General features: G+C 69.7%; 14 protein-coding genes. 7 read left to right on the top strand and 7 right to left on the bottom strand.

What is annotated here, in order from left to right:
• Positions 1-4 precede the first annotated feature (4 nt).
• Positions 5-946 carry a J domain-containing protein gene (locus MQH31_RS07650; RefSeq protein ID WP_243011507.1) on the bottom strand — a complete coding sequence of 314 codons (942 nt, stop codon included), beginning with the start codon at positions 944-946 and terminating at the stop codon, positions 5-7.
• Positions 947-1,135: 189 nt separating this feature from the next.
• On the opposite strand from MQH31_RS07650, the gene MQH31_RS07645 reads away from it, so the two are divergent.
• A complete protein-coding gene (locus tag MQH31_RS07645) occupies positions 1,136-1,786 on the top strand; it encodes a DUF1345 domain-containing protein (RefSeq protein ID WP_134531862.1) in 651 nt (216 codons plus the stop codon).
• 16 nt (positions 1,787-1,802) lie between these two features.
• Here the strand turns inward: MQH31_RS07645 and MQH31_RS07640 are convergent, their stop codons facing one another.
• From MQH31_RS07640 to MQH31_RS07630, 3 genes are all read right to left on the bottom strand, one after another.
• Positions 1,803-2,648 carry an SMP-30/gluconolactonase/LRE family protein gene (locus MQH31_RS07640; protein ID WP_243011506.1) on the bottom strand — a complete coding sequence of 282 codons (846 nt, stop codon included), beginning with the start codon at positions 2,646-2,648 and terminating at the stop codon, positions 1,803-1,805.
• A gap of 9 nt (positions 2,649-2,657) precedes the next feature.
• Positions 2,658-2,822 (bottom strand): hypothetical protein, encoded by a 165-nt coding sequence (locus tag MQH31_RS07635; RefSeq protein ID WP_166792511.1) that lies wholly within the window; start codon positions 2,820-2,822, stop codon positions 2,658-2,660.
• Between the two features lie 112 nt (positions 2,823-2,934).
• A complete protein-coding gene (locus tag MQH31_RS07630) occupies positions 2,935-3,633 on the bottom strand; it encodes an SOS response-associated peptidase (RefSeq protein ID WP_243011505.1) in 699 nt (232 codons plus the stop codon).
• A 110-nt stretch (positions 3,634-3,743) separates the two neighbouring features.
• On the opposite strand from MQH31_RS07630, the gene imuA' reads away from it, so the two are divergent.
• From imuA' to cspE, 5 genes are all read left to right on the top strand, one after another.
• Positions 3,744-4,454: a DnaE2-dependent mutagenesis accessory factor ImuA' gene (gene imuA' / locus MQH31_RS07625; RefSeq protein WP_243011504.1), complete on the top strand. Its 711-nt coding sequence runs from the start codon at positions 3,744-3,746 to the stop codon at positions 4,452-4,454.
• A gap of 2 nt (positions 4,455-4,456) precedes the next feature.
• Positions 4,457-6,130, top strand: coding sequence for a DNA polymerase Y family protein (locus MQH31_RS07620; RefSeq protein ID WP_243011503.1), 1,674 nt, complete (start codon positions 4,457-4,459; stop codon positions 6,128-6,130).
• Between the two features lie 87 nt (positions 6,131-6,217).
• The gene (locus MQH31_RS07615; RefSeq protein WP_243011502.1) at positions 6,218-9,628 is read left to right on the top strand and encodes an error-prone DNA polymerase; all 3,411 of its coding nucleotides are present in this window, start codon (positions 6,218-6,220) and stop codon (positions 9,626-9,628) included.
• A gap of 65 nt (positions 9,629-9,693) precedes the next feature.
• Complete coding sequence (locus tag MQH31_RS07610) at positions 9,694-10,530, top strand: DUF3097 domain-containing protein (protein ID WP_134531868.1); 837 nt, start codon at positions 9,694-9,696, stop codon at positions 10,528-10,530.
• A gap of 274 nt (positions 10,531-10,804) precedes the next feature.
• Entirely contained in the window at positions 10,805-11,008 is a 204-nt protein-coding gene (gene cspE, locus MQH31_RS07605) for a transcription antiterminator/RNA stability regulator CspE (RefSeq protein WP_035840308.1), read from the top strand.
• A 151-nt stretch (positions 11,009-11,159) separates the two neighbouring features.
• Here cspE and MQH31_RS07600 read toward each other — a convergent pair whose 3' ends face one another.
• Positions 11,160-11,747 (bottom strand): TMEM175 family protein, encoded by a 588-nt coding sequence (locus MQH31_RS07600; protein ID WP_243011501.1) that lies wholly within the window; start codon positions 11,745-11,747, stop codon positions 11,160-11,162.
• A gap of 119 nt (positions 11,748-11,866) precedes the next feature.
• Between MQH31_RS07600 and MQH31_RS07595 the strand changes: the two genes are divergently transcribed.
• On the top strand, positions 11,867-12,376 hold the full coding sequence (locus MQH31_RS07595; RefSeq protein WP_243011500.1) for a SixA phosphatase family protein: 510 nt from the start codon (positions 11,867-11,869) through the stop codon (positions 12,374-12,376).
• Between the two features lie 11 nt (positions 12,377-12,387).
• Here MQH31_RS07595 and MQH31_RS07590 read toward each other — a convergent pair whose 3' ends face one another.
• Positions 12,388-12,867 (bottom strand): Lrp/AsnC family transcriptional regulator, encoded by a 480-nt coding sequence (locus tag MQH31_RS07590; RefSeq protein ID WP_134531871.1) that lies wholly within the window; start codon positions 12,865-12,867, stop codon positions 12,388-12,390.
• Between the two features lie 155 nt (positions 12,868-13,022).
• Positions 13,023-14,840 carry a DEAD/DEAH box helicase gene (locus MQH31_RS07585; protein ID WP_134531872.1) on the bottom strand — a complete coding sequence of 606 codons (1,818 nt, stop codon included), beginning with the start codon at positions 14,838-14,840 and terminating at the stop codon, positions 13,023-13,025.
• Between the last annotated feature and the right edge of the window lie 19 nt (positions 14,841-14,859).

The raw sequence follows: 14,859 nt of genomic DNA, 5'->3' as shown, positions 1-14,859 counted from the left end.
ACGACTAGTCCGTGACGAAGCGGATGCCGTCCTGAAGGCGGCTGCGCAGGTCGAACACCTTCTCGAAGCTGCCGCGATCCATCCCCGGCAACCCCTCGCGGAGCAGCCCGACGAGCCGCGACCGCGGAATCACGACGACCGTCGGACGGCGGCCGCGGCCGGGCACCGCAAGGGGCTCGGACAGGGCGTCGTCGGGTAGTACGACGACGAGGGCGGTGAAGCGCACGCCAAGGGCACGGTGGAGCGCCCGCGCGGCGTCCTCGAATTCGTGCACGGGACGGTCCTCCGGCCGCAGGGTCTCCGCGATGAGCTCGCCGCGCCGGAGTTCGACGGGGGCGCCCCAGTCCTCGGAGAGGATCGCGAACAGGCCGGCCGGGCCGAGGACGACGTGGTCGATCGGGTCAGGGTGCGAACCCGCGAGCACGTCGTGCCACGCCGTGTAGCCGATGCCGAGCAGGGAGACGAGGTGGGCCGTCGATTCCTGGGCAAGGGCGCGGGCCAGGCAGTGCCGGATCTCCCGGGGTGCAGAGCGGACGAGCTGGGGAGCGTATGGGTCCTCGATGACGGTGCCGCGGCCGACCCACTCGCGCAGGAGCTCGAGGTACCGCTGCCTGGCGTGCCCGCCCGGATGTCCGTACATCCGCGCTCGGGGGCCCGTCGCCGCGGACGACGCACGGGGCGACCCTGGCGATGAGGCGGAACCGGCGTGCACGGTCCCGGGATCGTTGTCCGGGTACCGGCGCCGGTCGTAGTCCGCCCGGCTCTCGGGGTTGCCGATCCGTTCCCAGGCCACCTGGACGGCCTGGAAGTCGGCGGCGCGACCCCCGACATCCGGGTGCGTGAGACGCAGTCGTTTGCGATAGGCGCGCCGCAGTTCCTCGCTGGTCGCCTCCGGGCTCACGCCCAGCACCTCGTATGGCGATGCCGCGGCCGGGCTCTCTGACATCCTCGCGGTCTCTTTCGTTCGATCGGGTGCGGTACGCCACAGTAGTCCTGGGTCTGTACTTGGTCAGACACAGGTCTGACCCGGTCAGACCTGTGTCTGACGTTCTCTTCACCTTATCGAGCGATTCTGGCATCTCGCCCCACCCGTGCCGCTCACGGACTCCGGGAGGATCTGTGGGACGATCGGGCCATGAAGACCTGGGAAACCCTGCGGGTGCGTCGCTCGAGCACCCGCCTGATCGTGATGGCCGTGATCGGCATAACCGCGGCACTCGTCACGTCGATCTGGGGCGACTGGGTGCTCACCCCGATCGTGGGCTGGGCGGCCGCGTGCGTCACCTTCATCGGCTGGGTCTGGCTCGTGATCGCGCCGATGGACGCCGCGACGACCGCGAGCCACGCGACGCGCGAGGACCCGTCCCGCGGCGTATCGGACCTGCTCGTGCTCCTGATCAGCCTCGCAAGCCTCGGCGCCCTCGGCCTCCTCCTCATCGAGACGCATTCCACGACGGGGGCAGCGCAGGTCGTGCTCGCCCTGGTGTCCGTGCTGAGCGTCGTCCTGTCCTGGACGCTGCTGCACACCTTGTTCACCCTGCGCTATGCCCGGCTCTACTACGAGGGAGCGGATGGCGGGATCGAGTTCAACCAGAACGAACCGCCGAGCTACGGGGACTTCGCCTATCTCGCATTCACCCTGGGGATGACCTTCCAGGTGTCGGACACCAACCTGCAGACGCACGCCATCCGGATGACGGCGCTCCGCCACGGACTGCTGTCCTACCTCTTCGGATCCGTCATCCTCGCGACGATGATCAATCTCGTCGCCGGGCTGCTGCACTGAGCGGGGACCTGGCCGTTCAGCCGGCGAACTCCCGCACGGGCAGACCGGTGATCCCGGCATCCACCCGGAACAGCGATCCGGCGAGGGCCTCTTCTCCCTCGTCGAGGCCCTCCCGGGAGGTCGTGATGAAGAGCTCGTCGAGGTTCGGTCCGCCGAAGGTGCATGCGGTGACGCGGCTCGCGGCGACCTCGACGACTGCGTCGAGCCTGCCATCCGGCGTATAGCGGTGCACGGCACTCCCGCCGTACAGGGCCACCCAGACCCCGCCCTGGCTGTCCACCGTGAGGCCGTCGGGAAAGCCGGTTTCCGCGGGGATCTCGACGAAGCTGCGGAGGCCGGTCAGGCCCGTCTCGGCGCTGTAGTCGAACACGGCGATCCGGCCGGTCGCGGTGTCGTTGTAGTAGGCGAGGGAACCGTCGGGGCTCCAGTCCAGTCCGTTGGAGATCGTCAGTCCCGTCAGGACGACGTCGACGGAGCCGTCCGGATCGAGGCGGCGAAGCGAACCGGCGCCCGGGTGCTGGTCGAATGCCATGGATCCGCAGTAGAACCGGCCGTCCGGATCGCATCCGCCTTCATTGAGTCGCAGGAGCTGGTCGCTCCAGAGCTCCCCGAGCTCGGTGATCGTGCCGTCGGTGTCCTCGAGGGCGAAACCGCGCTGCAGGGCCAGGACGGCACCGCCCGCCCGGCGTGGCCGCACGGTCACGACCATGCTGCCGACGTGCCTGCGGTGCACGGTGTCGCCGTCGAGCGAGAGGATGTCTCCCGCGAACATATCGAGCCAGCGCAGGCCGCCCCACGAGGGGGACCACACGGGGCCCTCGCCGTGGAAGGCGAGCGGATCGGTACGCTGTTCGGCCTGCATGGCTCGTGCTCAGTCGCGCAGGATCTGGACGGGAATCGCCACGGCGAGGGCCACGCAGAGGATCCCGCCGAAGAAGATCGGCAGCTGGCCGGCGGTGACGGTGAAGGCGAACCCGAAGAGCCACAGTCCGAAGACGAACACGGCCATCGCGAAGATGAAGGCGACAACATTCATGGGAAGAGTCCTTTCCAGAGCGGCCCGGCCGTTCCGCGCCACCACGAGCGTAACCGGTCGCGGTACGGGCGCGGGGGCCGGATCGTCACCGGCCGGAGGGCCGGCGGCCGGATCAGGCCACTGGTTCGATCAGTTCCGGACCGTTGCCGCTGAGCGGTGCGACCTCATGGAACCGCAGTCCCTCCACCGACTCCGCAGAGGCGCCGACAGCAGCGTCCACGAACTCCTGATCGCCGACGGTGTGCGGGTCGAGCCATTGGTCCCAGGTCTCCTCCGGGAGCACGACGGGCATCCGCTCGTGAAGTCCCCTCAGGCGGCCGGTCGCCTCCTGGGTCAGGATCGTCGCGCTCAGCACCCAGCGCGCCGGGTCGTCTTCCGCGAGGTCCGGGTTGCGCCACCAGGCATAGAGACCGGCGAGGGCGAGGGGCAGCCCGTCTTCCGAATGCACGAAATACGGGGTCTTGACGGTGCCCTCTGTGCGCCATTCATAGTAGCCGGTGGCCGGAACGAGGGCGCGCCTGGACGCAAGCGACGGCTGGAACGTGGCCTTCTCCCCCACGGTCTCCGACCGGGCGTTGAAGGTCGGGAACTTCGACACGAGTGCCGTTGCGAACGAGGGCACGAGCGACCAGCGTGCAGACTCGAGCCTGCGCACGACACTGCCGGATTTCGCCGACTCGAGCACGATCGGAATCCGCTCGGTCGGCGCGATGTTCCACGACGGCTCCGGGAGGTTCTCGCCCTCGTGCTCGACGTCGAACATCGCGGCGAGGTCCGGCGCCGTGTCCGTGATGATGAATCGACCGCACATGACTTCAGGCTAGCGCGACCCACCGACATCCCTCGCCCGGGGCTCCCCCAGGTGCTGCGCCCGCACCCGACCCCCTTGACTTAATCGAAAGTCTGTTCGAATATAGTGAGGTGTCCCGTCTTCCCGTCCCCCGCACCGGAGCCGGCTCGCGAGAGGTCGCGGCCGGGCTCCAGTCGCGCATCCGCGGGATGGAATCCACGAGGCTCGGGCTCGAGACACGGCCGGCCGCTGCGGGATTCGAGGGCCTCCTGCCCGGAGGGGCGCTCAGGCCCGGCGCGGTCTACGCCGTGGACAGCTCCATCTCCCTCCTCCTCGCCCTGCTCGCCGGGCCGTCCGTCGCCGGGTCGTGGTGCGGGATCATCGGCCTGCCCGATCTCGGTCCCGAGGCGGCGACGAGCCTGGGAATCGACCTGGCGCGTCTCGTCCTGGTGCCTGCACCCGGCGACCACTGGCTCACGGTCACGGCTGCCCTCGCCGACGTGCTTCCCGTCGTCGCGGTCCGGCCGCCGCGGCGCGTGTCGGAGACCGAGGCCTCCCGCCTCGGCGCCAGGCTCCGGCAGCGCGGGTGCACGCTCCTCGTCGCCGGAGAGTGGCCGCAGGCGGAGGCGCGGCTCTCCCTGCGCACGAACACCTGGTCCGGGCTCGGGTTCGGCCACGGCCACCTGACCGGACGAGAGGTCCTCGTCGCCGCATCCGCGCGCTCGGGCCTCCCCCGCACCGCACGGATGTCGCTGGCCGGCCTGTCGTCGGATGCCCCGGCCGACCAGGACTCCCGACCCGATGTCGAGCTCCCCGCACTGCGGTACGGCGAGGCGGTATGACGATGACCGCGCTCACCGGCTCGCTCACCGGCTCGCTCACCGGCCCCGCCAACGACCCGGGTGTCGGGCGAACATCCGGACCCGATCGGACCATCGTGCTGTGGTGCCCGGACTGGCCGGTCACGGCGGCCCGGGCGCGGGCGGGACTCCCCGCGGATGCCCCGGTCGCGCTCCTCGACAGGGGAACCGTGTTCGCGTGCTCGACGGCCGCCCGCGGGGCCGGGGTGCGGCGAGGACTCACCGTTCGTGAGGCCCAGTTCCGCTGCCCTGACCTCATCGCGCTCGGCTACGACCGCGTGCTCGACGATCGGGCGTTCGAGCCGGTCATCGAACGCCTCGAGGACATGACGCCCGGGGTGCAGGTACTCCGGCCAGGCCTGTGCGCCGTCCGCTCCCGCGGGCCGGCCCGCTTCTACGGGAGCGAATGGGCTGCCGCTGAGACGCTGATCGCCTGCGTCGCCGCACTCGGGATTCCCGGCGCCCGGGCCGGCATCGCCGATGGCGCCTTCGCCGCGGAACAGGTCGCCAGGGACGCGGGCACCGCCCCCGTGAGGGTCGTCCCGCCCGGCGGCTCCGCGGCCTTCCTCGCCGTCCGTCCGGTGACCACGCTCGTCGACGCAGGTCTCATCGACGGGGAACTCGCGACCCTGCTCCGTCGACTCGGGGTGCACACCCTGCGGGACTTCGCGGCGCTCCCCGCCGACCGGGTCCGGCACCGCTTCGGGGCGGCAGCCGCACGCGCCCACCGGATCGCCGGGGCGACCGATGACAGCAGGGTCGTACCCCGCGTCCCGCCCCGGCACCGGGAGGTGGCCTTCGACTGGGAACCCCCGCTCGACCGCGTCGACCAGGTCACCTTCGCCATCCGCGCCGGACTCGACGACTTCGTCAGGGCCCTCGCCGCTTCGCGCCTCGTCTGCACGGAGGTCACTATCGAGGTCTGCACCGACTCCGCAGCGGGAGTCGGAGCCGTCCAGACCCGGTCGTGGCGACATCCGCGCTGGTTCACCGGCGCCGACATCGCGGACCGGGTGCGCTGGCAGTTGCAGGGCGCTGGCCCCGGTGCGAGCGAGCTCGAGGCCGCCATCACGCGGGTCCGGGTCATCCCCGAGCGGGTGGACTCGACCGCCGATCACGAGCAGGGGCTCTGGGATTCCGGGCCCGACGAAAGAATCCACCACGCGCTCACCCGCGTGCAGGGCCTGCTCGGGCACGACGGTGTGCTCACCGCGGTCCCCGGCGGCGGACGGCTGCTCAGGGACCGCCGGGTGCTCGTTCCCTGGGGCGACGCGCCCCCGGCCGGCCAGGTCCAGCCCGCGGCCGCGCGCGAACGCGCAGCCGCGGCACCCTGGCCCGGCCGGCTTCCCGGGCTCTCCCCTGCGACGGTCTTCACCGACCCGCCCCCGGTCCTGCTCCTCGCGCCGGACGGCGCCTCCGTCGGGGTCGACGACCGCGGCGTCCTCTCCGGAGCCCCGGCGTCCTTCTCGCCCGGCCTCCGGCAGGAGGACCTCGGCGCCGTCACGGCCTGGGCCGGACCGTGGCCTCTCGTCGAGCACTGGTGGGATCCCGTCAGGGCGCACCACTCGCAGCGCCTCCAGCTCGTGGACGCGTCGGGAACGGCGTGGTTGCTGCTCCTCGAGGCAGCCGGCTGGGTCGCGGAGGCCCGGTATGACTGAGAACCCGATGACTGAGGATGCGATGACCAAGGATGCGATGACTGAGAATGCGATGACCGGCGACCCGATGGCTGAGGTCGCCGGCTGATGGGCTGGAGCAATCCCCCGATCCCGTGGTCCGAACTCGAGCGCGCCCTCTCGGACCGGCGCCGTCCCGGCGGACCGCCACCAGGAGCCGACGGCGGCGACAGCCCGGCGTGGTCGAGCAAGCGCCGACCATACGCCCCTGCCCCGCCGATGCCGCCCGCGGGCCCTGCCGCCGAGGCTGCCGTCGTGCCGTACGCCGAGCTGCACGCGCACTCCAACTTCAGCTTCCTCGATGGTGCGAGTTCCCCGGAGGCCCTGCTCGAGGAAGCTTCGAGACTCGGACTCTCCGCTCTCGCCCTGGCCGACCACGACGGGCTCTACGGCGCCGTTCGCCTCGCCGAGACGGCCGAGAGCTTCCCAGGCATCGCCACGGTCTTCGGCGCCGAGCTCTCCCTCGGCCTCACCGAGCCCCAGAACGGCAGCGCGGACCCGGCCGGCACCCACCTGCTCGTGCTGGCCCGCGGCCAGGCCGGCTACCACCGCCTCTCCGGTGCCCTCACGAACGCGCATCTCGCCGGCGGGGAGAAGGGCCGCCCGGTGTACGACCTGGAGGAGCTCGCGGCCCGGGCCGACGGTACCTGGGCCGTGCTGACCGGATGCCGCAAGGGCGCCGTCCGCCGGGCGCTCGCCGCGGGGGGCCCCGCTGCCGCGGCACGGGAACTGGGCGCGCTCGTGCGCCTCTTCGGCAGGGACAACGTTTTCGTGGAACTGTACGATCACGGCTACCCGGCGGACAGTGCCGCCAACGACGTCCTCGCGGGACTCGCCGGTGAAGCCGTTCTGCCGGTGCTCGCCACGAATGCCGTGCACTACGCCACCCCGGCGGGCTCCCGGCTCGCAGCGGCGCTCGCGTCCGTGCGCGCCCGGCGCAGCCTCGATCAGATGGACGGCTGGCTCGCCGGCTCCGACGGGGCGCACCTGCGCAGTGGAGCCGAGATGGCCGCCCGATTCGCGCGCTATCCCGGCGCGGTCGCGAACACGGTTCCGCTCGCGGCCGAGCTCGCCTTCTCGCTCCGCAGGGCCCGCCCTCGCCTGCCGCGTCAGGACGTCCCTGCCGGGCACACGCCGATGACGTGGCTGCGCTCTCTCGTGATGGACGGCGTGGCCGAGAAGTACCCGGGCGCCTCCCCGTCGGTGCTCGAGCGCATCGAGAAGGAGCTCGCGGTCATCGAGGCCAAGGATTTCCCCGGCTACTTCCTGATCGTGCACGACATCGTCCGGTTCGCGCGCAGTCGCGGCATCCTCTGCCAGGGCCGCGGCTCCGCGGCGAACTCCGCTGTCTGCTTCGTGCTCGGCATCACCGCCGTCGACTCGATCTTCTACCGGCTTCCCTTCGAACGCTTCCTGTCGAGCCTCCGGGACGAGGAACCGGACATCGACGTCGACTTCGACTCCGACCGGCGCGAGGAGGTCATCCAGTACGTCTACGGCCGCTATGGCAGGCTCAACGCCGCGCAGGTCGCGAACGTCATCACCTACCGGCCGAAGATCGCCGTGAGGGACATGTCCAAGGCTCTCGGTTTCAGCACCGGGCAGCAGGACGCCTGGTCCAAGCAGGTCGAGCGCTGGGGCGAGGCCGTGTCGAGCCCGGAGCACGACATCCCCCCGCTCGTGACCGACCTCGCCGAACAGATCCTCGGCTCGCCCCGGCACCTCGGAATCCACTCCGGCGGCATGGTCCTGACCGACCGGCCCGTCGGCGAGGTCTGCCCGATCGAGCCGGCGAGGATGGACAACCGGACCGTGCTGCAGTGGGACAAGGACGACTGCGCCTGGATGGGCCTGGTGAAGTTCGACCTGCTCGGACTCGGCATGCTCGCGGCCATCCAGTACGCCTTCGACCTCACGACCCTGCACCTCGGCGAGACGTGGACCCTCGCGACCATCCCTCGCGAGGAGGCCGGCGTCTACGACCAGCTCTGCCGAGCGGACTCCGTCGGCGTCTTCCAGGTCGAAAGCCGCGCCCAGATGGGGACCCTGCCCCGGTTGCAGCCGCGCCGGTTCTATGACCTCGTCGTCGAGATCGCCCTGATCCGGCCGGGGCCCATCCAGGGCGGTGCCGTGCATCCGTACATCCGCCGCAAGCTCGGCCAGGAACCGGTGACGTACCTGCACCCGAAACTCGAGCCCGTGCTCGAGCGCACCCTCGGCATCCCGCTCTTCCAGGAGCAGCTCATGCAGATGGCGATGGCCGTCGGCGGGTGCTCCGGCGAGGACGCCGACCTGCTCCGGCGCGCGATGGGGTCCAAGCGCGGCATCGAGAAGATCTCCACCCTCCGCGGCCGGCTGTATGCCGGGATGGCAGGCAACGGCATCACCGGGGACGTGGCGGACACGATCTACGCCAAGATCGAGGCCTTCGCCAACTTCGGCTTCGCGGAGAGCCACTCGATCAGCTTCGCGCTGCTCGTCTATGCGAGCGCCTGGTTGCGCCTGCACTACCCCGGCGCCTTCCTGGCGGCCCTCCTCCGCGCCCAGCCCATGGGCTTCTACTCTCCGCAGTCTCTCGTCGCGGACGCGCGCCGTCACGGCGTTACCGTACTCCGCCCGGACATCCTGCGCTCGGGTGCCGACGCCGGCCTCGAGCCCACCGGGGCTCCCGCGACGGTCCGCAGGGCGGCCTGCCTGTGCGCCGAGCAGCCGCCGGTGCCGCCCTTCGACCGCGCGGTTCCGCCGGACTGGGCCGACCACCGCAGGGACGGCGACTTCGCCGTCCGCCTCGGCCTCTCCGAGGTCTCCGGCATCGGCGGCGACCTCGCCCCCCGCATCGTCGCCGAGCGCGACCTGAACGGACCGTACCTGTCCATGGCGGATGCCGCCGGCAGGGTCGGACTCAACACGGAGCAGCTCGAGGCGCTCGCCGCCGCCGGCGCCTTCTCCGGTCTCGGGCTCGAACCGCGGACTGCCCTCTGGACGGCCGGGGAGGCGGCGACCGAGCGACCCGACCACCTCAGCGGCACAGCGGTCACCGTGCAGCCGCCGTTGCTCGACCTCCTCAGCCCCGTCGAACAGGTCGTCTACGATCTCTGGGCGACCGGCATTTCGCCGGACGACCATCCGATCGGTCACGCGCGCGCGGGGCTGGACGCACGGGGCGCCGTGCCGATCGACCGACTGGCCACGGTCGAGTCCGGACGCCGGATCCAGGTCGGCGGCGTCGTCACGCATCGGCAGCGACCTTCGACCGCCGGTGGGGTGACCTTCCTCAACCTCGAGGACGAGACCGGGACCCTGAACGTCATCGCCGGGACCGGCGTCTGGAACCGGTACCGTCGGATCGCCCGGGAGTCCCCCGCTCTCGTCGTGCGCGGCATCCTGGAGCGTTCACCGGAAGGCGTCACGAACCTCCTCGCCGACAAGTTCGACACCCTCACCCTCGCTGCACCGACGACGTCCCGGGACTTCCGCTGAGGGCCCGCTCGTCTCCCCGTCGTCTCCCGCTCCGCTCCCGCTGATGTTCGGCTAACGTCGAACGGGTGAATGACGATCGATACGGACAGGACGCCCTGAGGCCCGGCTGGCGCGAGGTGGGACGGAAGGTCATCCCGACCCAGGAGGCCGTCCGCGACCTCGTCGTCGAAGAGGTCGCGACCGGGTTCTGCGGGGCCATCGTGCGCCTCGAGAAGCAGATCGTCACCCTCGAGGACCGTCACGGCGCACTCCGGCTCTTCCCGCTCGGCTCAGCGTTCCTGATCGACGGCGAGGCCGTCCGCCTCGTCGTCCCCGCCAGGGCCCCCCAGCAACGCGCACGGACGGCATCCGGGTCCCTGGCCGTTGCCGCGACACCCGCCCGGGTCGCCCGCGGCAGCCGGATCTTCGTCGAGGGCCGGCACGATGCGGAGCTCGTCGAGAAGGTGTGGGGAGCCGACCTGCGCATCGAGGGCGTCGTGGTCGAATACCTCGAGGGCGTCGACAACCTCGAGGAACTCCTCCGCGAATTCAAACCGGGACCGGGACGCAAGGTCGGCGTCCTCGTCGACCACCTCGTGGCGGGGTCCAAGGAGAGCCGCATCGCAGACCAGGTCGCGCGCGGTCCGCACGGACGACACGTGCTCGTGGTCGGGCACCCGTACGTCGACGTCTGGCAGGCCGTCAAACCGGAGCGGCTCGGCATGACGGGCTGGCCGACGATTCCCCGCTCGGTCGAATGGAAACACGGAATCTGCCAGCACCTGGGCTGGCCGCACGAGGACCAGGCCGATATCGCCAGGGCCTGGCAACGCATCCTGGGCCGGGTCCGGTCGTATGCCGACCTCGAGGCCGCCTTCCTCGGCAGGGTCGAACAGCTCATCGACTTCGCCACCGTCGACTGACCCAGTCGCCTGACCAGCACCAACGACTCGAAATCAGCCCTGTTCGGGCGAAATATTCATAAAACGTAACGGTTACGACTCGAATTCGTCTTGAATCCGCTTCTTACCGAGCGAAGTGGTCTAGTCTTGTCCCAGTAGTTGTAGTGCTTGCACGTCTTAAAACGCACGGACTTCGGTCCATGCGGCGTATTCCTTTCGGAAGCGGACGACGAATACCGCGACGAACGGCCCCGACAGTCGGGGTCGGTCTAACACTCCTGGAGGAGTTTCAAAAATGGCAACAGGTACCGTGAAATGGTTCAACGCTGAAAAGGGCTTCGGATTCATTGCTCCCGACGACGGAAGCGCCGACGTGTTCGCGCACTACTCCGCGATCGCTTCCAATGGCTACAAGTCCCTCGACGAGAACCAGAAGGTCGAGTTCGAGGTAACCCAGGGCCCCAAGGGTCCCCAGGCCGAGAACATCCGCGCCCTCTGATTCTGCTCAGTGCTGAATCAGCACACTGCTTGAACTGCGACTGACTGAGGTCACTCGCCCAGAGAGCTCCAGTAATGCCCCCGCTTCGGCGGGGGCATTACTTCGTTAAGCCACACCACGTACCGAACTACTCGCCGAAATACTCGCCGAATCACTCGCCGCGGCCGTCCCCCACGAAGCGCTCGACCCGCCGGTCCGGTACCAGCCAGATGAGCGCTGCGATCGCGAACACGCCCATGGCCGCGAGCGGTTGCACCACGGCAACCAGAGTCCCGGCGAGGTAGATGAAGGGCGAGCCCTTGCCCTTCCAGTCTCGTCCGAGGGCCGTTGCAAGGGCTCCGTCGGCGCCCTGATACCGGATCAGGGCCCGCTCCAGGATGTAGAACGCCAGTGCAGCCAGCAGCAGGGTGATCCCGTAGACCATGACCGGGACCTCGGCGAACCCCGACTCGTCACTCCACCTCGTGACGAACGGGAACAGGGAGAGCCAGAACAAGAGATGCAGGTTCGCCCACAGGATGCCGCCGTTCACGCCGGAGGCGAGGCGCAGCAGGTGGTGGTGATTGTTCCAGTAGATCCCGATGTAGACGAAGCTCAGCAGGTAGCTGAACAGCGTCGGCAGGACGGTCAGGAGCCCGTGCCAGGTGGGTTCCTCCGGCACCCGGATCTCGAGCACCATGATCGTGATGATGATGGCGAGCACACCATCGCTGAACGCCTCGAGCCTGTTCTTGGTCACCGTGCCTCCACGTCCCTGTCATCCGATCACCGCGGGCTGAGGGCATCATCCCAGATTCCGCGCGCCCTGTCAGGAGCGGGGTGTGTCACCCGTGCCGCCTTCGGTGGCAGACTCTGGGTATGAGTGAGCGCACGCTGATCCTGCTTCGGCACGCCAAGTCGGACTGGTCCGGCGAGGTGTCAGACCTCGAGCGACCGCTCGCCGACCGGGGGCTGCGGCAGGCGCCGCTCGCGGGAGCGTGGCTGGCCCGCAATATCGGGCACATCGACCTCGCCGTCGTCTCCCCCGCGCACCGGGCCAGGAGCACCTGGGAAATCGCCGAGGCCGAACTCACCGAACCACCGCCCACCCGCGTCGACAGCCGCGGCTATGCCGCCTCGGCGGACGAACTTCTGGACGTCGTCCGGGAACTCCCCGATGAGGCTCACACCGTCGTGCTCGTCGTGCACAATCCCGGGATCGCAGACCTGGCCGAACTCCTGACCGGACAGTGGACGCCGATGCCGACGAGCACCCTCGCCGTGCTGAGCTTCACCGGGCCATGGTCGGAGGCCGGAGAGCGGCCCACCGTGGTCCTGGCCACTGGGCGACCGCCTGAGGACCTCCGGCACCGCCTCGGACACGGCTGAAGCCAGGGCGCCTAGTTGACGAGGTCCTGCCAGCCGTCACCATCGACGTACTCGAAGATCAGGTTGGTCTCGGTATGGGCGACCGCCGGATGCTCTGCGAGATGCTCGAGCACGAAGTCCCGGAGCGCGGACGCGTTCGCCGCCGCGACGTGCAGAAGGTAGTCGTCCGCCCCCGCGGTGTGGAACAGGCCGATCACGCCGGGCCAGTGCGGGGCGGCGTTACGGAAGTCGTCGATCTGCACCCGGGCGTGCTTGGCCAGCCGCACCGAGATGAGCGCCTGCAGGGACGCACCGAGGGCGGCAAGGTCGATGTTCGCGCGGTAGCCACGGATGTGCCCGAGTTGTTGCAACCGGCGCAGCCGCAGCGACACCGTCGACTCGGCGACGCCGATCTCGGCCGCGAGTGCGGCGCCGGAGGCCCGCGCGTTGACCGAAAGGGCCTTCAGTAATGCCCGGTCGACCCTGTCGATTTCGGCTTTCTTCGGTTCCATCAGCCACACTCTTTCGTCACTGAGAGTTTATGCGACAGAACACTCGATGACGCAAGGGTCTGCGTCCTGAACGGGTAACGATCGATGATCGATCGCGTTCGGCAGCGTCGTCCTCAGCGTCGAAGTCGGCGTCGAAGTCGGCGTCGAAGTCGGCGTCAGCTGCGGCCGAGGCGGCGGCGCAGCAGGTCGATCCTGTTCTGCAGCTGGGTCACGCTCGCCTGGGCGACCGCCGGCCCCCCGCACACCCGCCGAAGTTCGGCGTGCACGATTCCGTGCGGCTCGTTTGCAAGCTTCGACCACATGCCCACGAGACTCGCGAGCAGGGTGCGCTGTTCCTTCAGGGTGCGGTACAGCGGCGGCGGTTCCTCCGGGGCGATCTCCCCTGTGACCGGATTCTTGCGCCGGTCGGTGGATCGTTTGGCCTGGCGCGACTGCCGCTGCCTGAGCAGCTCTGACACCTGTTCCGGTTCGAGCAGCCCGGGAATGCCGATGAAGTCGAACTCCTCGTCGGTGCCCGGCTCGGCGAGCTGACCGAATTCGTCGCCGTCGAACATGACCATGTCGAAGGTCGCCTGGGAGTCGATGGCCTGCCAGGTGAACTCGTCCTCGCCGAGACCGTCGGACCCCTTCTCGTCGCGGTTCGCCGCCGCGACCATGGCGTCTTCCGGGTTGTACATCCCGTCGTCGCCGTCATCCCGGTTGCTGCGGTCGAGCGCGTGGTCGCGTTCGAGTTCGAGCGCGTTGGCGAGGCTCAGCAGGCTCGGCACGTTGGGCAGGAAGATCGAGGCCGTCTCACCGCGCCGCCTGGCGCGCACGAAACGACCGATCGCCTGCGCGAAGAACAGGGGCGTCGATGCGCTCGTTGCATACACTCCCACGGCGAGCCTCGGGACGTCGACGCCTTCGGACACCATCCGCACGGCGACCATCCACCGGCGGGTGTTCTTCGAGAATTCGTCGATCCGGTCGCTCGACTCCTTCTCGTCCGAGAGCACGACGGTCACGGGCTCGCCGGAAATCTCCTCGAGGATGGTCGCGTAAGCGCGGGCCGCCGACTGGTCCGTGGCGATCACGAGGCCACCGGCATCCGGGATACCCTGCCGAACCTGGGTGAGCCGTGAGTCTGCCGCGCGCAGCACGGCGGGGATCCACTGTCCGGTCGGCTCCAGCGCCGTGCGCCAGGCCTGACTCGTGATGTCCTTGGTGTTGCCCTCGCCGAGCTTGGCTTCCATTTCGTCGCCGGCGCGCGTGCGCCATTTCATGTGCCCGGCGTAGACCATGAACATCACCGGTCGCACGACGCCGTCGGCGAGGGCCCGACCGTAGCCGTAGTTGTAGTCGCTCTGCGACAGGCGGATGCCGTGCTCGTCCGGCAGGTAGCTGACGAACGGGATCGGCGAGGTATCGGATCGGAACGGGGTCCCGGTCAGCGAGAGGCGGCGGGTCGCCGGCTCGAAGGCCTCCCGGATCGCGTCGCCCCAGCTGAGGGCGTCGCCGCCGTGGTGCACCTCGTCGAGGATGACGAGGGTACGGCTGGACTGGGTGAGTTCGCGGTGCAGCGCGGCCCGGCTGGCGACCTGCGCGTACGTGACGGCGACCCCGTGGAAGTGGTTGCCGTACCGGCCGTCCGCGTTCTTGAACGAGGGGTCGAGGCGGATGCCCGCGCGAGCGGCGGCATCCGCCCACTGGCGCTTGAGATGTTCGGTCGGGGCGACGACGGTGATGCGGTCGATCAGGTGCCGCGCACGGAGCTCGGCGGCGAGCCGGAGAGCGAAGGTGGTCTTGCCTGCTCCCGGTGTCGCGGCGGCGAGGAAATCACGGGGCTGGTGAACGAAGTAGGCGGCGAGGGCCTCTTCCTGCCAGGCGCGCAGCTTGGTCGCGGTGCCCCAGGCGGCCCGGCCGGGGAACGACGGGGACAGGTGTTCGGCTGCACTCGTTCCCTGGTTCGGTTCGAACGCTGCTGAGATAGTCACTTCAATAGAACCTAGCAAG

The sequence above is a fragment of the Cryobacterium zhongshanensis genome (assembly GCF_022760445.1).
Classification (GTDB): Bacteria; Actinomycetota; Actinomycetes; order Actinomycetales; family Microbacteriaceae; genus Cryobacterium; species Cryobacterium algoricola.
The sequence above is the reverse complement of the archived record's forward strand: the minus strand, read 5'-3'. Positions and strand labels throughout refer to the sequence as shown.